This is a genomic window from Staphylococcus sp. HMSC13A10 (assembly GCF_001808005.1).
GTDB classification, from domain to species: Bacteria; Bacillota; Bacilli; order Staphylococcales; family Staphylococcaceae; genus Staphylococcus; species Staphylococcus pasteuri.
Window position 1 is genome coordinate 252,761 of the sequence record NZ_KV791856.1, and the last position, 18,642, is coordinate 271,402.

Annotated in this window: 14 protein-coding genes; all 14 read right to left on the bottom strand. The window is 31.3% G+C overall.

The annotated features are described in order from the left end of the window. Positions 1 to 51: 51 nt before the first annotated feature. Positions 52 to 1,491 (bottom strand): tetratricopeptide repeat protein, encoded by a 1,440-nt coding sequence (locus HMPREF3125_RS05800; RefSeq protein ID WP_070452460.1) that lies wholly within the window; start codon positions 1,489 to 1,491, stop codon positions 52 to 54. Between the two features lie 18 nt (positions 1,492 to 1,509). Next, positions 1,510 to 1,992 (bottom strand): acyltransferase, encoded by a 483-nt coding sequence (locus tag HMPREF3125_RS05805; RefSeq protein WP_017638170.1) that lies wholly within the window; start codon positions 1,990 to 1,992, stop codon positions 1,510 to 1,512. Positions 1,993 to 1,999: 7 nt separating this feature from the next. Then, the gene (gene lgt / locus HMPREF3125_RS05810; RefSeq protein ID WP_070452463.1) at positions 2,000 to 2,836 is read right to left on the bottom strand and encodes a prolipoprotein diacylglyceryl transferase; all 837 of its coding nucleotides are present in this window, start codon (positions 2,834 to 2,836) and stop codon (positions 2,000 to 2,002) included. A gap of 7 nt (positions 2,837 to 2,843) precedes the next feature. Then, positions 2,844 to 3,776 carry an HPr(Ser) kinase/phosphatase gene (gene hprK / locus HMPREF3125_RS05815; RefSeq protein WP_070452466.1) on the bottom strand — a complete coding sequence of 311 codons (933 nt, stop codon included), beginning with the start codon at positions 3,774 to 3,776 and terminating at the stop codon, positions 2,844 to 2,846. A 272-nt stretch (positions 3,777 to 4,048) separates the two neighbouring features. Then, positions 4,049 to 6,889 (bottom strand): excinuclease ABC subunit UvrA, encoded by a 2,841-nt coding sequence (gene uvrA / locus HMPREF3125_RS05820; protein ID WP_070452469.1) that lies wholly within the window; start codon positions 6,887 to 6,889, stop codon positions 4,049 to 4,051. Positions 6,890 to 6,896: 7 nt separating this feature from the next. Continuing rightward, the gene (gene uvrB / locus HMPREF3125_RS05825) at positions 6,897 to 8,882 is read right to left on the bottom strand and encodes an excinuclease ABC subunit UvrB (RefSeq protein WP_029056489.1); all 1,986 of its coding nucleotides are present in this window, start codon (positions 8,880 to 8,882) and stop codon (positions 6,897 to 6,899) included. Between the two features lie 339 nt (positions 8,883 to 9,221). Beyond that, a complete protein-coding gene (locus HMPREF3125_RS05830; RefSeq protein ID WP_017638175.1) occupies positions 9,222 to 9,449 on the bottom strand; it encodes a CsbA family protein in 228 nt (75 codons plus the stop codon). A gap of 5 nt (positions 9,450 to 9,454) precedes the next feature. Continuing rightward, positions 9,455 to 10,096 carry a YfbR-like 5'-deoxynucleotidase gene (locus HMPREF3125_RS05835; protein WP_017638176.1) on the bottom strand — a complete coding sequence of 214 codons (642 nt, stop codon included), beginning with the start codon at positions 10,094 to 10,096 and terminating at the stop codon, positions 9,455 to 9,457. A 202-nt stretch (positions 10,097 to 10,298) separates the two neighbouring features. Continuing rightward, positions 10,299 to 11,096, bottom strand: a complete 798-nt coding sequence (locus HMPREF3125_RS05840; protein WP_070452471.1) for a COG3942 and LysM peptidoglycan-binding domain-containing protein — start codon at positions 11,094 to 11,096, stop codon at positions 10,299 to 10,301. Positions 11,097 to 11,498: 402 nt separating this feature from the next. After that, positions 11,499 to 12,606 (bottom strand): peptide chain release factor 2 gene (prfB, locus tag HMPREF3125_RS05845; protein WP_141738047.1). Its coding sequence is split into 2 segments (ribosomal slippage): positions 11,499 to 12,533 and positions 12,535 to 12,606, totalling 1,107 coding nucleotides; the frame shifts between segments, so codons are not numbered across the junction. A 286-nt stretch (positions 12,607 to 12,892) separates the two neighbouring features. Then, entirely contained in the window at positions 12,893 to 15,427 is a 2,535-nt protein-coding gene (gene secA / locus HMPREF3125_RS05850; protein ID WP_029056486.1) for a preprotein translocase subunit SecA, read from the bottom strand. Between the two features lie 571 nt (positions 15,428 to 15,998). Next, on the bottom strand, positions 15,999 to 16,574 hold the full coding sequence (hpf, locus tag HMPREF3125_RS05855) for a ribosome hibernation-promoting factor, HPF/YfiA family (RefSeq protein WP_017638181.1): 576 nt from the start codon (positions 16,572 to 16,574) through the stop codon (positions 15,999 to 16,001). 62 nt (positions 16,575 to 16,636) lie between these two features. After that, positions 16,637 to 17,311 carry a ComF family protein gene (locus tag HMPREF3125_RS05860; RefSeq protein ID WP_070452474.1) on the bottom strand — a complete coding sequence of 225 codons (675 nt, stop codon included), beginning with the start codon at positions 17,309 to 17,311 and terminating at the stop codon, positions 16,637 to 16,639. Then, a complete protein-coding gene (locus tag HMPREF3125_RS05865; protein WP_256278072.1) occupies positions 17,312 to 18,616 on the bottom strand; it encodes a DEAD/DEAH box helicase family protein in 1,305 nt (434 codons plus the stop codon). Positions 18,617 to 18,642 lie beyond the last annotated feature (26 nt).

Below are 18,642 nucleotides of genomic sequence, written 5' to 3' on the forward strand. Positions count from 1 at the left end.
TACTTAATAATCATTAAACGCATTATATATCAAAATAAGTATTTCATAAATTTATATGCTCAGAATATAAGTTATCGTTTTATCAAGTTTATAATTACTTATATCAAACCATTCTTTTATTTGCTTTTTAGTCAATTTTTGGTTGGTATGTTGATAATACAAATATAAGAACGCACCTAAATATCTATCTAATTCTGTTAAATCAGCTTGATCTGCAATAATTGATTCAGCTTGATCTATCCATTGAACAAATAAAGATGTATCATTTCTAAATTCATCAAATTGATATAATTTGACCATGCCACGATGTATGAAATCTAATTTATTTAGTGTCAAACCTTGAACTAAGTATGTTAAATATAGTTTCTCATAATCATTCATCGTTTCTAATACGGCCCAAATTTCTTCTGTAATCAATATTTCTTTACCATTCAATTGATTCAACAAGAATATACCATATAATCTATAATGACTATCGTCGTCCATTAATAAAGGTAAAATACGTTGATCAAATACATGTTTACTTTCTTCAATTACCCATGGTGGAAAACCTACATCAACTTTAGAAATTTGTAATAACTTGTTCCAAAATTGAATACTTTCATCTTTATTTCCTAGGTAATAATAATTGTAGCTTAAGGCATTAAACATTTGAATAGAAGCAAATTTCCCTTTTTTATATAAAGGAAGCAATAATTTTTGAGAAGCATGATATTGTTTCAAATAACTTAAGACAATACCTAATTTAAAACTTTCATCGTCATTCATTGGCATGACTTTGTTTAAAATATTTAAGTAACGCTTATATTTATCCATATCATTTGTATTGTAAAGTAGTAACGTATAATGACACAGTGCATGAACATCTGAATTATCTTCATTTAGTAACTCTTCAAACATGTCCTTTGCTATATCATATTCGCCTAAATATAAATAACACATCGCTAATAAATTTTTTATCACTCGATGATTTTGAATATCTTCATCTTGATTTAAAATATAAGTTCTCGCTTCTTCTAAACGTCCCTGTGAAAATAAAAATTGAAATAATAGTTGTACTGCAAATAGTTGTGCTTCGATTTCTATTTGATGTTCGTTTGAATACGACACATCGAATGTTTGTTCAAGCTCATCTCGGAAATCTTGATCATCTGTAATTAATACATAATTAATACCAAACAAGAATGCCTTGTTTGGTTCATTTAATTCAATGTTTAACTGACTCAACTCATAAAAACTATCTGCCTTACGTCTATCATTTATAATATTTTCATAAAATACCTTTTCAGCTTGGCTTCCAAAACCTAGTTTTACTAAACATTGAGCATAGTTTAATTGAATATCAAAATCCTCAGGTGACAATTCTAGCACTTTACCGTAATAATCGACTGCTTTTTTATAATCTTGTTGCTTCCACTTCTGATTAGCCATTTTACGATAAAACGGTTCATCAAAAGCCATTGAAATAATTTTATTATTTTTATCTGCCAAAGATTGTCACCTCCATCTTTAATTTATTTTTATAGGATTACCAATCGCATATGCGCAATCTGGCACATCTTTTGAGACAACTGTTCCTGCACCAATGGTGACATGACTTCCAATAGTTACTCCAGGAAGTATTGTCACATTAGCACCTATTAATGTATTATGACCTATTTGAACTTTACCATATTTAAATTCATCCACTAAAATTTCGTGCGTTAATATTGTAGTATTATAACCAATCACACTATTGTTGCCAACAGTTATTAATTCGGGATAAAACAAATCTGGTACTACTTTATATGCGAATACAGTTTGTTTGCCAATATTCATTTTTAAATACTTACGATAGATAACATTTTTTAATTTTAAATTTGGCATTACTCGACAAATTTCAATTATTAATGTTTGTTTAAACACTTTTGGAAAACGTATTAGTCGATATATTTGCCATAATGGATTAATCGATGATTTTTGATATCTATCATGTGTTTGGAGTTTTCTCATTGAAAATCTACACCTTTTGCTTTGGCCAACTTAATGGACCAGCATTTTTATAAACAGGTGGTTGAAATTTATATCGTCTATAAATAATTAAAATAATACTAATAATACTAAGTATAACCGATACTAATTGTGCCACTCTTATATGACTTGTCAACATCAAGCTGTCTGTTCTAAGTCCTTCAACAAAGAAACGACCTATTGAATACCAAATTAGATATAAGAAGAATGTTTCTCCTAGTTTCAAATGCTTTCTAATCGAAATTAATAAGATAAATCCTAACACATCCCATACCGATTCGTATAAAAATGTTGGATGATAATAATGACCATCAATATACATATTATTAATAATAAATCGAGGTATATGAAGTTGTTCCAAGAATGTTTTAGATACTATACCGCCGTGTGCTTCATGGTTCATGAAATTGCCCCATCGTCCGATACCTTGAGCTAAAATAATACTCGGTGCGACAATGTCTCCAATTTGGAATGGGTTTAAATTTTTTAATTTACATACGATAACTCCTGTAATAAAGCCACCTATTAATCCTCCATGGATAGCTATACCGCCATGCCATATTTTAGGTATTTCTCCTGGATTTTGCATGTAATATGGCCATTGGAATATTACAAAATATATACGAGCTACAATAAAACCAAATATGGCACAATAAAAGATAACATCTACTAATGTGTCTTTATGTAGACCAACTCTCTTCAAAGCTTCTTGTGCTACAAAATACCCTATTAAGATACCACAAGCAATTATAATTCCATACCATCGTATTTGTAATGGACCTAGGTGAAATGCGACAGGATCAATATAACTCAAAGTTAAATCCATAAACTAATTACTCCTCACTTTTATGACTGTTACGAACAATTTCATCATTAAGTCGTTCGCTAAATTCTTCTGCTGTATTTATTCCCATAATATTTAAACGATAGTTCATAGCAGCAACTTCAATAATAACTGCAACGTTTCGTCCAGGTCTTACAGGAATTGTTTTTTTCGTGATTTCAGTATCTAAAATACGTAAAGTCTCTTCGTTTAAGCCGACTCTATCGTATAACTTTTCTTTATCCCAGTTTTCTAAATTAATATTTAAACGGATTTGTTTTTCAGTTAAAATTGAGCCCGCCCCAAATAATGTCATCACATTAATGATTCCTAAACCACGTATTTCTAATAAATGTTCTATTAATTTTGGTGGTTTACCTATTAATTCATCTTTAGTAATTTCTCTTATCTCAACATTGTCATCAGCAACTAATCTATGTCCTCTTTTAACTAATTCTAATGCTGTTTCACTTTTACCGATACCAGAGTCACCAGTTATGAGAACACCTACACCATAAACATCAACTAGTACGCCATGTAATGATGTTGTTTTTGCTAGTTCATGTTCTAAAAATGTAGTTAATCTACTCATTAAACTTGTCGTTGCATCTTTAGCAACAATAAGTGGTGTATTTAATTCTTTTGCTGCTTCAACTAATTCTTCAGGAGGCTCTAATCCTCTTGTTACTATAATTGCAGGTGTATCTGGTCGACATAATTTTCTCATTCTTCCTTGACGTTCATCATCTGGAAGTAAATTATAAAATGATAACTCAGTCGTACCTAATAATTGTATTCTGTCTGAAGCGTAATGTGAGAAGTAACCAGCCATTTCTAAACCAGGTCTAGAGATATCTGTGTTTTTAATAGGTTTATTTAATCCTTCTTCCCCAGCTATTAATTCTAATTTTAATAATTCAACTAATCTTTCAGTTGTTAACATGTGTTCACCTCTATTTGAAATGTTACTACAATTTCGCTTTCTTTAATCATATCAAAAATCAAACTACTTTCTATATCAAAAAGTTACGCTTATTTAATATTTAGAAAATACGCTCTATAAATTAAGCCTTATTGAATACTTTATTATGTATATTGTTTTTGAAAAATGTGAATCCTTTTTAATTTGGATGATAAATATCTACATCTAAAAAAGATGATTCCAGTATACTCTGAAATCACCTTAATATAAATTATAACATCATTCTTTTATGATTAATCTTTATTTCTATCTCTTTCTAATACTGTTTTTAAATATTGTCCTGTATAAGAGTTTTCTACATTCGCAATGTCTTCAGGCGTACCAGTAGCAACGATTGTTCCACCACCATCGCCACCTTCTGGTCCTAAATCAATAATATGATCTGCAGTTTTAATGACATCTAAGTTATGTTCAATAATCACAACAGTATCACCATTTGCAACAAGACGATTTAATACCTTTAATAATCTGCTAATATCATCAACATGTAAACCAGTTGTTGGTTCGTCTAAAATGTAAATGGAACGTCCAGTAGAGCGTTTATGCAATTCTGATGCGAGTTTAACACGTTGTGCTTCACCACCAGATAAAGTTGTTGCTTGCTGTCCTAATGTGACATATCCTAAACCAACATCTACTAATGTTTGTAGTTTACGTTTAATCTTAGGGATATTTTCAAAGAAATGAGTTGCATCTTCAGCAGTCATTTCTAAAACATCAGCAATATTTTTACCTTTATATGTGACTTCAAGTGTTTCTCTATTATATCGTTTACCGTCACATACCTCACAAGGAACATAAACATCTGGTAAGAAATGCATTTCTATTTTAATAATACCGTCACCTTTACAAGCTTCACAACGTCCGCCTTTAACGTTAAAACTAAAACGACCTTTTTGATAGCCACGTATTTTAGCTTCATTGGTTTGAGCAAAAACATCTCTTATATCATCAAACACGCCTGTATAAGTTGCTGGATTTGAACGTGGTGTTCTACCAATCGGTGATTGATCAATATCGATAATTTTATCTAATTGATCTATGCCTTTAATAGAATCATATTCTCCAGGTTTCACTTTAGATTTATTAATTTTTTGTGCTAGAGATTTATATAACACTTCATTAACTAATGAACTTTTACCTGAGCCTGATACACCTGTCACTACAGTCATTACTGATAGAGGGAAATCAACATTTACATTTTTTAAGTTATTGCTTTTAGCACCTTTAATACTAATTTTCTTTTTCGTAACTTCCCGACGATATTCAGGTACATCAATTTTCTTCTTACCACTTAAATATTGTCCAGTTAATGAGTTTTTATCTTTCATCACTTGTTTTGGTGTACCTTGTGCAACAATTTCACCACCGTGACTACCAGCACCTGGACCTACATCCACTAAATAATCTGCAGAACGCATCGTATCATCATCATGTTCTACAACAATCAATGTATTTCCTAAATCCCGCATCTCTTTAAGTGTGTTAATTAGACGATCATTATCACGCTGATGTAAACCTATTGAAGGTTCGTCTAAAACATAAAGTACACCTGTTAAACGAGACCCAATTTGTGTTGCTAATCGAATTCGTTGTGCTTCACCACCAGATAATGTTCCAGAAGCACGGTTTAATGTAAGGTATTCAAGCCCAACATTATTTAAGAAAGCTAGACGTGAAATAATTTCCTTAAGAATTTGATTTGCTATTGCTTGGTCTTGTTCTGATAGTTCAATGTTTTGATAATATTTCAATGCTTCTTTAATCGAATCTTGAACAACTTCGCCTATATTATATCCACCAACATAAACAGACAATGCTTCTTTACTTAAACGCTTGCCATGACAAGTCTCACAAGGTAACTCGGTCATGTATCTACTCATCATTTCACGAGTATATTCTGATGGTGATTCATGATATCGACGATCAATATTATTAAGAACACCTTCAAAGACCATTTTTCTTTTACGTTTGCCGCCACCAAATCGTTGGTTAAATGTAAATTCAATTTCTTTATCGCCTGAGCCATGCATTAATATATTTTTCTGTCTATCGGTAAGTTTTTTATAAGGTTTATCCATATTAATTTTATAAACTTCACAGACACGTTTTAGTAAAGTTGGATAAAAATCTGAACTTGTTGGCTCCCATGGCTCAATGGCACCTTCGTTTAGTGTTTTGTTTGGGTCAGGTATAACTAAATCCATATCGACTGTTAATCTTTGACCTAACCCATCACAAGTAGGACAAGCACCAAATGGGCTGTTAAAACTAAACATTCGGGGTTCTAATTCGCCAATTGAGAATCCACAAATAGGACATGCATGATTTTCAGAGAACTTTAGGTCTTCTCCATCAATCACATCAACTGTTAAACTTCCTTCAGATAATTCAAGTGCTGTTTCTATAGAATCTGCTAGTCTTGTTTCAATTCCTTCTTTAATTACTAGTCTATCAACAACAACTTCTATAGTATGGTTTTTGTTTTTATCTAAATCTGGCACTTCATTAACATCAACAATTTCTCCGTCTACTCGTAAACGTACATAACCTTTTTTACCAATATCTTCGATTAGCTTTTCATGACTTCCTTTACGATGTGAAACCACAGGAGCTAACAATTGAATTTTTGTTCGCGTTTCTAATTCTAATATTCTATCTACCATTTGTTGAACAGTCTGTGACTCTATTTCAATATTATGGTTTGGACAATAAGGTTTACCCACTCGAGCATATAATAATCTGATATAATCGTAAATTTCAGTTACGGTTGCAACTGTAGATCGTGGGTTCTTACTTGTTGTCTTTTGATCAATAGAAATAGCCGGTGATAATCCTTCAATAGTATCTACATCTGGTTTATCCATTTGACCTAAAAATTGTCGTGCGTATGCACTTAATGATTCTACATATCTTCTTTGACCTTCTGCATAAATAGTGTCAAAGGCTAATGAAGACTTACCTGAACCTGAAATACCTGTCATTACAATTAATTTGTCTTTAGGTAATTCAATATCGACACCTTTTAAATTATGCGCTTTTGCACCTTTCACTACTATGGATGGTTCTCTCATTTAATTGTCACCCTTCTGATTTTAATTCAAATAACATATCTCTTAGTTCTGTTGCTTTTTCAAAGTCTAAATCTTTAGCTGCTTTTTTCATTTCTTTTTCTATATTTTCTATCGTTTTTTGTCGTTCTTTTTTAGTCATTTTCTTAGGTAGTTCAGTTTGTTTATTTTCATTTGTTTCGTCATTTTCAACAGTGGCACTAATAACATCATGAATTTTCTTATTAATTGTTTTAGGCGTAATACCATATTTTTCGTTATGCGCTGTTTGTATTTCACGACGTCTTTGTGTTTCATCAATGGCGTATCTCATAGAATCTGTAATTTTATCAGCATACATGATTACTTCGCCTCGATCATTACGTGCTGCTCGTCCAATTGTTTGAATTAATGAGCGATTAGAACGTAAAAATCCTTCTTTATCCGCATCTAAAATGACTACTAAAGAAACTTCAGGAATATCTATACCCTCTCTTAGTAAATTAATACCAACGATGGCATCATATGTACCCATTCTTAAATCTCGAATAATTTCTATTCTTTCAAGCGTTTTAATTTCTGAATGAAGATAATTTACTTTAATACCCGCTTCTTTCATATAGGTAGTTAAGTCCTCACTCATTTTTTTCGTCAACGTTGTAACAAGTACTCTTTCATTCTTATCAATTCTATCTTGAATTTCACTTAACAAATCATCAATTTGGTTTTCTGTTGGACGTACATCAATTTTCGGATCTAGTAATCCTGTAGGTCTAATAATTTGTTCGACCATTTCATCAGTATGTTCTAGTTCGTATGGTCCTGGCGTTGCTGATACATATACTAATTGATTTGTTTTTTCCTCAAATTCTTCAAATTTTAGTGGTCTGTTATCTAAAGCACTTGGCAATCTGAAACCATGATCAACTAAAACTTGTTTACGCGCTCTGTCACCATTATACATCCCTCTAACCTGAGGCAATGTTACGTGAGATTCATCAATCATAATTAACCAATCATCACCAAAGTAATCTAATAATGTATAAGGTGTAGAACCTAGTGGTCGTAATGTTAAATGAACTGAATAGTTTTCAATACCTGAACAGAAGCCCATTTCTCGCATCATTTCTAAATCATAATTTGTACGTTGTTCTAATCTTTGGGCTTCAAGTAATTTATTTTCATCTCTTAATTCTTTTAATCGTTCTTCCAATTCTTTTTCAATACGTTCGATTGCTACTTTCATTTTTTCTTCACGAGTAACGAAGTGAGATGCTGGGAATATAGCAAAATGCTCACGTTCTCTAATAACTTCGCCAGTTAAATAGTTAACCTCTCTAATTCGATCTACTTCATCTCCGAAAAATTCCACTCGAATACACATTTCTTCTCTAGATGCTGGGAAAATTTCTACCACATCACCGCGGACTCTAAATGTACCCCTTTGGAAATCTATATCATTTCTAGTATATTGTACATCTACTAATTTTCTTAGTAATTCGCTGCGTTCCATTTCCATACCAACGCGGACGCTAACAACTAAATCTTTATATTCTTCTGGGTTACCTAAACCATAAATACAACTTACACTAGCAATGATGATAACATCGTCTCTCTCAAACAATGCACTTGTCGCAGAGTGTCTTAATTGATCAATTTCATCATTAATAGAAGCATCTTTTTCTATAAAGGTATCCGTAGATGGTACATATGCTTCAGGTTGATAGTAATCATAATAACTAACGAAATATTCCACTCTATTTTCAGGGAAAAATTCTTTGAATTCACTATATAATTGGCCAGCTAATGTTTTGTTATGTGCGATTATCAATGTAGGTTTACCCACTTGTTGAATCACATTACTCATTGTAAATGTTTTACCCGTACCAGTTGCACCAAGTAATGTTTGATGTCTTTTACCTTCTTCAACACCCTTTACAATTTTCTTTATAGCTTCAGGTTGGTCACCTTGTGGATCAAACTCTGAATTTAATTTGAATGGATAATGTTCGACCATTACGACATACGCCTCCTATGTTGTTTACATCTAAAATCTATTACTTATTGTTAATTGAGTATCTTTGAAAGAGTGTTACTCCTACTATACGAATTTATTAATCTATTTCCCTTATTATTTATTAGTCATGCATCAGTCTGTTCTTATAAGTATACATGGGATTATTTATTCATAATTTATTATCTATTTTAACAAATTTTTACCACGAAATACAAACATTTGTTCGCTAAATTTTTTATATTATATGATAAACAAAAAACAAACATAGTTAACGAACTATGCTTGCTTTCTAAACTAATATTTATTTATCATGATGGTTAATTCAGTGTATTGTTTCTGTTATTCTTCTCTTTTGTGAAATTCTAATTGATCTATGATTAAATATCCGGCTAGCAATGATACAACATCTATAAAGATAATCCATTCATTGTGGAAAAAGCCTTTATAAATTGACGTAGCTATTAATATTAAAGTTACGGAAGTACCAATCCATTTATTTTTAGTAACTACACTAAAGAGAACGATTAATATACAAGGAAAAAATGCAGCACATGCATACCAAATCATTTATTTCACCTGTTTCTTTTATTAAGTATTGTCATTGTCGTTTCACGTAATTCTGTTCTTGGGATAAAGTTTTCAGTTAACATTTCAGGAATTACATTATCAATAAAATCTTGAACAGAAGCTAAATGATCGAATTGCATAATCGTTTCTAAACTCATTTCATATATTTCGAAAAATAATGGTTCGGGATTACGTTTTTGTATTTCTCCAAACGTTTCATAAAGTAAATCAATTTTATCTGCTACAGCTAGTATTTGACCTTCTATAGAGTCATCTTTACCTTCTTGTAGTCTCAATCTATAAATATCACGATATTGAGAAGGAATTTCCTCTTCGATAAAATTCTCTACCATTTCTTCTTCAACTTGAGAAAAAAGCATTTTCAACTCTCTACTAGCATATTTTACAGGGGTCTTGATATCTCCAGTAAACACTTCTGCAAAATCATGGTTCAAAGCTTTTTCATACAAACTTTTCCAGTCAATGACATTACCATTATATTCTTCTACAGTACCTAAATATTGTGCTATTTTAGTTACTTTAAATGAATGCGCAGCTACGTTATGTTCAAAATATTTAAATTTGCCAGGCAACCTAATAAGCTTTTCCAAATCAGATAATCTTTTATAATATTGATGAATGCCCATTGTGTGATGCCTCCTTTATATTTAATCATAGATGAAGACTTATTTTTTATTATACCAATCATCGTTATGATTAAAAGCAATATCCTAATATCGTTTTCAAAACCTTCACTTAGTACACAAAATATCGATAAAAAATGAGCAGCAATACAATAATTTTAAGTCATTGTATTACTGCTATTTTAATCCTATTAAATGTTAAAGATTAGTGTATATAATTATAACTTCCTGGATTTGTGATTGTTCTATATGATTTAACATTAAATCCACCGTTCCAGTTCATTTCAGAAACTGTAAGTGTACCATTACTATTTACCTTTTCAACAACACCTACATGCCCATATCCTCCAGCACCATTAGTACCTGGATTAGATTGGAATACTGCTCCTGCAACTGGAGTATTGTTTACTGTGAAACCTGCATTTCTAGCGCTGGTAGCCCAGTCAGCAGCATTACCCCAAAGGCTACCAATTGGTTTGCCTAATTCAGCACGTCTATTAAATGCATAATAAGTACAATTACCAAATGCATATAAGTTCCCAGAATTACTTATTGAATGTAAACCATTTGAACCTTCATACGATGGTTCTGCTGTATATTGTACTTGAGGTGCTGATACTTGTGGCACATTATTATATTGTGTACTTGCTGATGGAATTGGTTCTTCAGCTTCGAATTGATTAGAGCTATATGATGTATTTTGAACTTGGTTTGCTAATCCTGTTGGCGATACTACAATAATATCTCCAGGGAAAATTAATGGTGTTACTCCAGGATTAAGTTTATACAATTCGTCTAAAGTAATATCATGATCTAAAGCGATTTGATACAACGTATCACCTGATTTGACGATATATTGGCTCGTGCTGTCAGCTTCAACTGCTGCTACATTCTGAGATGCATTAACATTAGATATAGATGTTTGTTCTTGAGCGTCTGCAACATTACTTAATGCAATAAATGCAGCTGCTGATGATAATGATACTAAAAACGTCTTCTTCATTAATATGTCATTCCTTTGTTGTAAATTCTAATTTGATGAATTTAATATACCACAATATTATTTTAAAATGCGTAATGTTAAATTGATGTAATATAATATTTATACACAATAATATAAACTTGCCATATATATTTCATTACAAATTCATTAGTATCAGTCATCCCATTAATTTTTTAGGCTATTTTTACACCTAGTCAAAATATTACTGAGTAATATTACAAACTACTAATTGCATAGAGTTATTTAGTTATAGTCTTTTTCAAATATACGTATTTGCGTTATTAAAATGGATTTCAAAACATTTAACTACTACATACTTAAAAAATTATAAATTAAAAAGGCGCTTATCACGTAAGCACCTTTCAAAATATTATTCCAATTGTTGCCTATTTAACTTATAACTTATTTATCCATTTGCCATCTTAAATACGATTCAATAAATGGACCAATATCTCCATCCATTACAGCATCTACTTTACCAGTTTCTTCATTGGTACGATGATCTTTTACCATTGAATAAGGATGGAATACATATGAACGAATTTGACTTCCCCATCCTATTTCTTTTTGTTCTCCACGAATTTCTGCCATTTCTTGTGCTTGTTCCTCTAATTTAAGTTGATATAATTTTGATTTCAACATTTTCATAGCTGCTTCACGGTTTTTAATTTGTGAACGTTCATTTTGGTTATTAACAACAATACCAGTAGGATGGTGGGTAATTCTAATTGCTGATTCTGTTTTATTAATATGTTGTCCACCTGCACCAGATGCTCTAAATGTATCAACTGTAATGTCATCAGAATTAATTTCGATTTCAATTTCATCGTTATCAAAGTCTGGAATAACGTCACAAGATGCGAATGATGTATGACGTCGACCTGACGAATCAAAAGGTGAAATTCTAACTAACCTATGCACACCTTTTTCAGCTTTTAAATAACCATAAGCGTTATGACCTTTAATTAATAATGTCACACTTTTCACTCCTGCTTCATCACCAGGTAAATAGTCAACTGTTTCTACTTTGAAACCACTCTGTTCACAATAGCGTTGGTACATTCTTAATAACATACTCACCCAATCTTGTGATTCAGTGCCACCTGCGCCAGGATGTAGCTCTAAAATAGCATTATTCGCATCATATGGACCGTCTAACAGTAATTGTAATTCGAAACGATCAATATCTTCTTTAAATGCAACGACGTCATTTTCTAATTCTTGTTTCAAGTCTTCGTCATAATCTTCTTGTAAAAGTTCAACAGTTGCTGACATATCTTCAACAGCTTCGTCTAATTTATAATAACCATTAACGATAGATTTCAAAGCGTTATTTTTATCTATAATATCTTGTGCTTTATTTTGATTGTCCCAAAAATTAGGTTCAGTCATCATTTCTTCATATTCCTGTATATTAATCTCTTTATTTTCTAAGTCAAAGAGACCCCCTAATTTGACTTAAATTGTCTTGATACGAATCTATATTTCGTTTGATTTCTGATAATTCCATAATGTCTCTCCTATTTCACTTGTAGTTTGATTTATTGTTTTAACATAAATATTATTTTTAATTAATCTTAAATAAACAGATCCATCATTTTTATACATTTATATTCTATCATATTCAAGATTAAGTGCAGTGTATGATAAATAAACGTGTCATCAAAGAGATGAATGCTTGCTAACAGCATTTAACTCTTCTTTAAACTCCGTTTTTTTAAATTCTACAAAAAGTGAAAGCCTGAGACAATTATGCCCCAGGCTATCAAATATTATTGTCATTGTTTTACACAAAATTATGCTTGACCATGGCAATTTTTATATTTCTTGCCACTTCCACAAGGACAAGGGTCATTACGACCTATTTCTTCACCTTTAACTATAGGTTTTTGTTTAACTTTTTCTTTACCATCTTCAGCTGATGCATGTTTTGCTTCACCAAAATCAGTTGTTTTATCACGTTCAATGTCATCTTCAACTTGTACTACTGATTTCAAAATAAATTTACATGTATCTTCTTCGATATTTTGCATCATTATATCAAATAATTCATGTCCTTCATTTTGATAATCACGTAATGGATTTTGTTGTGCATATGAACGTAAATGAATACCTTGACGTAATTGATCCATTGTATCAATGTGATCTGTCCAATGACTGTCAATTGAACGTAATAAAATCATTCGTTCGAATTCGTTCATTTGATCGCCAAGTGTTTCTTTTTGTTCAGCATAAGCTTTTTCAATTTTAGCCCATACCACTTCGAAAATATCTTCAGAATCTTTACCTTTAATTTCTGATTCTTTTAATTCGCCTTCTTGTAAGAAAACATCATTTATATAGTTAATAAATGGTTGATAATCTAAGTTTTCTTCTTCTTCGTTAATATGATAGTTAATGCCTCGTTGTAATGTTGAACGTAACATTGCATCTACAACTTGTGAGCTATCTTCGTTATCAATGATATCGTTTCTTTCTTTATAAATAATCTCACGTTGTTTACGTAACACTTCATCATATTCTAGGATACGTTTACGTGCATCAAAGTTATTACCTTCAACACGTTTTTGTGCGGATTCTACAGCTCTTGAAACCATTTTAGATTCAATAGGTGTAGAATCATCCATACCTAGTCGGTTCATCATTTTTTGTAAACGTTCTGAACCAAAACGTACCATTAGTTCATCTTGTAGTGAAAGATAGAATCGGCTATCACCATTATCACCTTGACGACCAGAACGACCACGTAATTGGTCATCAATACGTCGTGATTCATGACGTTCTGTACCTATAACCGCTAAACCACCGATTTCTTCAACGCCGTCACCTAGTTTAATATCTGTACCACGACCTGCCATGTTTGTGGCAATCGTTACAGCGCCTTTTTGACCTGCTCCTGCTACGATTTCTGCTTCACGTTCATGGTTTTTAGCGTTTAAAACGTCGTGTCGAACGCCTCGTTTTTTCAATAAGTTTGAAATATATTCTGACGTTTCAACAGCTACAGTACCTAATAGAACTGGTTGACCTTTTTTGTGTTTTTCAACTACATCTTCTACAACTGCATCAAATTTACCTTTTTGACTAATATAAATTAAGTCTGATTTATCAACACGTTGAACTGGTTTATTAGTAGGAATTTGAGTTACTGTCATATTATATATATTTCTGAACTCTTCTTCTTCTGTTTTAGCTGTACCAGTCATACCAGCTAATTTATTGTACATTCTGAAATAGTTTTGGAATGTGATAGATGCCATTGTCTTAGATTCATTTTGAATTTGAACGCCTTCTTTAGCTTCTATCGCTTGGTGTAAACCTTCAGAGAAACGTCTACCAGGCATTGTACGACCTGTGAATTGGTCTACGATAAGTACTTCTCCATCAACAACCATATAGTCAACGTCACGTTGTAACGTAACATGAGCTCTTAATGCTGTTGTAATGTGACTAATAATATCTACGTTTTGTACATCATATAGATTATCAATTTTGAACATACGTTCAGCTTTGTCGGCACCCTGTTCTGTTAAGTTTACAGATTTAGTTTTTTCATCATATTTATAATCTTCATCCGCTTTAAGCATTTTGGCGAATACATTTGCTTGAGTATATAAAGATGTTGATTTTTCAGCTTCCCCAGAAATAATTAATGGTGTTCTTGCTTCATCAATTAAAATAGAATCGACCTCATCGATGATAGCAAAATGAAGTGGTCGCATTACACGTTCTTCAGCATAATTTACCATGTTATCTCTTAAATAATCAAAGCCTAATTCATTATTAGTACTATATGTGATGTCTTGAGCGTATGCTTCACGTTTTTCTGTCGTTGTTTTACTGTTTAAGTTTAAACCAACTGTTAAACCTAGGAACTCATACAATTCAGCCATTTCTTGACTTTGGAAACTAGATAAGTATTCATTGACAGTGATAACATGCACACCACGACCTGCTAATGCATTTAAATATGTAGGCATTGTTGCAGTTAATGTTTTACCTTCCCCAGTTCTCATTTCGGCAATATCACCATTATGAATCGCAATACCACCCATTACCTGAACTTTGTAAGGAATCATATTAAATACACGTTTTGAACCTTCTCTTACAAGCGCATATGCTTCAGGTAATATTTTATCTAAATAATCATTTTGTTTTTTTACATCTTCAATTTTAGAAAGTTCTTCTTGAAATTCTTTCGTTTTATTACGTATCTCTTCATCAGTTAAAATAGCTGTATCTTCTTCTAATGCGAGTACTTTGTCAGCTAATTTACCTAGTTTTTTCGTTTCTTTTTTATTGCCGTCAACAATTTTTGATAAAAATCCCATTCTGTTCGCTCCTTTAGCTAAAAAACTGTTTGGCTTTCAACAATTTATCTTACCATTTATACATTTAGAATTATACTTAAATACTCATTCGGATATCTAATTATCCTTTATCAATGACGTAAATATTTTTTGTCTTTAAGGCTTACATACTTTACGCTATTTTCTTCATAAATTCAAACATCTAAATTTTAGTTAGCATGATGCTATGTTTATGTTGAATCTAATGAATTGTCAACAAGTTAATTCTAACATGTTACTATGTATTATTTCTCGTCTCAAATAAATAAACTTCGCATAAATTACGAAATTTATTATACGGTATATGAAATTCGTTATTTTCAATAATGGTTAACGTTGTATGATATGCGAGACTATATATAAATAAGCTTTATTTACCCTCTATTAAACCATAAATTTTCATTCATTAATCTATCAAGTAGCTTTAAATATAAAAAGGAAGTGAGAAGGAATTCCTATATGAATCCCTAATCTCACTCCCCCATATCTATCTGTCCATTTAATTATAAAAACAAATTTGCTTATTTCAATTAAGATAAGCTTTATCTAAGTTTTATTGTTCAGATGTTTCGATTAAACCGTATTTTCCATCTTTTCTACGATATACAATACTAGTGCCATCTGTTTCACGATCAGTAAAGATATAGAAATCATGACCTAGTAAGTTCATTTGTAAAACTGCTTCTTCAGAATCCATTGGTTTTAAACTAAATTGTTTAGAACGGATGATTTCAATATCATTGTCTGTACTTTCTTCTGCGCCACTAATTTCTTCAGGTGGTGCTTCTTGAACTTCAGCAACAAATACTTCTTGATCACCACGATCACGGTGCTTACGATTTACACGAGTTTTATATTTTCTAACTTGACGTTCAAGTTTATTCGTAATTAAATCAACACCTGCATATAAATCATCGTGTCTTTCTTCAGCTCTTAAAGTAACATCTTTAAGAGGGATTGTTACTTCAACTTTAGTAGTTGAATTTGAATAAGTTTTAACTTTAACGTGTGCAACTGCATTTGGCACATTATTAAAGTAACGCTCTAACTTACCAATTTTTTCCTCAATATAGTTGCGAATTGCATCTGTGATAGTGAGGTTATCTCCATGAATTTCAAATCTAATCATAGTCAATCTCTCCTTTAACCTCTTATATTGGTAATGCTTAATTATATTTTACCACGTCGCACTTATCTTGCAAACGCAAACACATTGAATTTTCTGACATTTAATTCAGATAATTTACACATTGCATGGTTAATAGTTAATCCTGTTGTATAAATATCATCTATGAGTAATATTGCTTTATTAGTTAAATCAACTTCTTCATTAACATAAAATGGATTACTTTCCTTTATGCGTAATCTTTTATTTAAGTTTGCTTGTTTAGGTCTTAATTTCATTGACAATATATTATCGTAAGTCACATTTTTAGCTTTTAATACTTCTACAACTGGATTAAAAGTTCTCATTATATTACGTTCATGGGGAGATGGTATAGGAATGATATAATCATAATCCACTTTTGGTACGTTAATCATTTCAGCAATGACCTTACTTAAATATTGATCTTTCAAGAATTTATATTGATGTATCATATCTTTCATAATTCCTTCGTATTTATAATCACATATTAATTGGTAATCAATATTAAAATGTTGTTTTAAAAATAAGCAATCCTCACAATTTTGTTCATCTTTATCTAAAGCTTTTAAACAGCGGGTACACCTTTTAAATTCGTCTTTTAAACTTATTCTCTGCCACAATTCAGAACACTTTTCACATATAACACTTGGAGGTTTATAAAAATTAATAATCGTTATAGCTTCGTTGATTGGATTTAAACATTGTAAACATCGTTGCATTTATATATCTAGCCAGCCTTTCCTAATAGCTAATTTATTCATGTCTTTAATATCCTTCTTTGCTAAAATCATTGCCATTGTTACACCATTATGCAAATAAATTACTTTTCCTGTTGGCGCTTGTTTCTTTCTTCCTACACGACCTGCTATCTGAATCAATGCCTCCTTTGAAAATTGATCCGCTTCTGTAACGACTACATCTAATTTTTCCATGGTGAACCCTCTTTCGAGAATGGTTGTTGTGAAAACTATTGGATGCTTACCTTCTCTTAGGGAATTAACCTTTTCAAACCGCTCATCATCTTCGCTATGAATATAGATTAAATTTGGAATATGTGATTGATAGTGCTCATAGGCTTCAATCATGCTATTAATATGATTGAAAAATACTAATGTATAACGTTGGCATTGTATTTGTTCTATCAGAATATTTAATAACTTAAATTGAATTTTTCGAGAGTTGAATTTTAAATATTGGAAAATTGGAACTGGTAAAGGTTGTCTATGAAATCTTGCAGGCAGTTTAATTACATTGTCTTTTTCTATGGAAGATAATAGTTTTCTCGGTGGTGTTGCTGTCATGAAAATTTGACATGCTGAATGTTTAGAGGCTGAATGAATCACACTAATTAGATCATCGTCCATAGAAAGCGGAAAAGCATCTACTTCATCAATAATAATGATGTCAAAATGATTTTTAAATCTATATAATTGATGCACGGTTGAAATGATAAAATGTCCATCAAATTGTTGTGGTGAATTTTGGTGTAACACATCTATGTTTTCTTGAGAAAAAGCATCTTTAATACGTTGACTTATTTCTACAACTACATCAACTCGTGGTGATATAATGGCTATGTTATCACCTTTATTTCTAGCTACTTTTATACCTTCGAAAATCATTTCTGTCTTTCCTGCTCCGGTTACTGCATAAAGCAGTATCTTTCTTTTCTCTTTTATAGCATCTACAATTTGTTTTGAAGCATAGTTTTGTTGTTCAGAAAGATTGAAGTCTAATTGATAATTACATTCTGAAACTTTTTGTTTACTCTGCAATATTCTATAATCAGTCTGACTATCCATACGACCTAATTGAATACATTTTCTACAATAAACAATTTCCTTCTCATTATAATCAGAATAGTAACTATGAAAATATATTTGTTTATTCGTTTCACATTGAACACAATGCCATCGATTATTTTTCAATATGACGCCTTTACTTATATTTGCGATCTGTTCATTAGTTAATGTCACATCTGGTTGAATGATTTTTCCATATTGTAATATTTTATTTTCCTCCAAAATAAAAAGACATACTAGATTGTTGA

Excerpts from the sequence above, each read along its gene's own strand:
- HMPREF3125_RS05805 (WP_017638170.1), bottom strand. The coding sequence starts at position 1,992 with ATGAGAAAACTCCAAACACATGATAGATATCAAAAATCATCGATTAAT.
- lgt (WP_070452463.1), bottom strand. The coding sequence starts at position 2,836 with ATGGATTTAACTTTGAGTTATATTGATCCTGTCGCATTTCACCTAGGT.
- hprK (WP_070452466.1), bottom strand. The coding sequence starts at position 3,776 with ATGTTAACAACTGAAAGATTAGTTGAATTATTAAAATTAGAATTAATA.
- uvrA (WP_070452469.1), bottom strand. The coding sequence starts at position 6,889 with ATGAGAGAACCATCCATAGTAGTGAAAGGTGCAAAAGCGCATAATTTA.
- uvrB (WP_029056489.1), bottom strand. The coding sequence starts at position 8,882 with ATGGTCGAACATTATCCATTCAAATTAAATTCAGAGTTTGATCCACAA.
- HMPREF3125_RS05830 (WP_017638175.1), bottom strand. The coding sequence starts at position 9,449 with ATGATTTGGTATGCATGTGCTGCATTTTTTCCTTGTATATTAATCGTT.
- HMPREF3125_RS05835 (WP_017638176.1), bottom strand. The coding sequence starts at position 10,096 with ATGGGCATTCATCAATATTATAAAAGATTATCTGATTTGGAAAAGCTT.
- HMPREF3125_RS05840 (WP_070452471.1), bottom strand. The coding sequence starts at position 11,096 with ATGAAGAAGACGTTTTTAGTATCATTATCATCAGCAGCTGCATTTATT.
- secA (WP_029056486.1), bottom strand. The coding sequence starts at position 15,427 with ATGGGATTTTTATCAAAAATTGTTGACGGCAATAAAAAAGAAACGAAA.
- hpf (WP_017638181.1), bottom strand. The coding sequence starts at position 16,574 with ATGATTAGATTTGAAATTCATGGAGATAACCTCACTATCACAGATGCA.
- HMPREF3125_RS05860 (WP_070452474.1), bottom strand. The coding sequence starts at position 17,311 with ATGCAACGATGTTTACAATGTTTAAATCCAATCAACGAAGCTATAACG.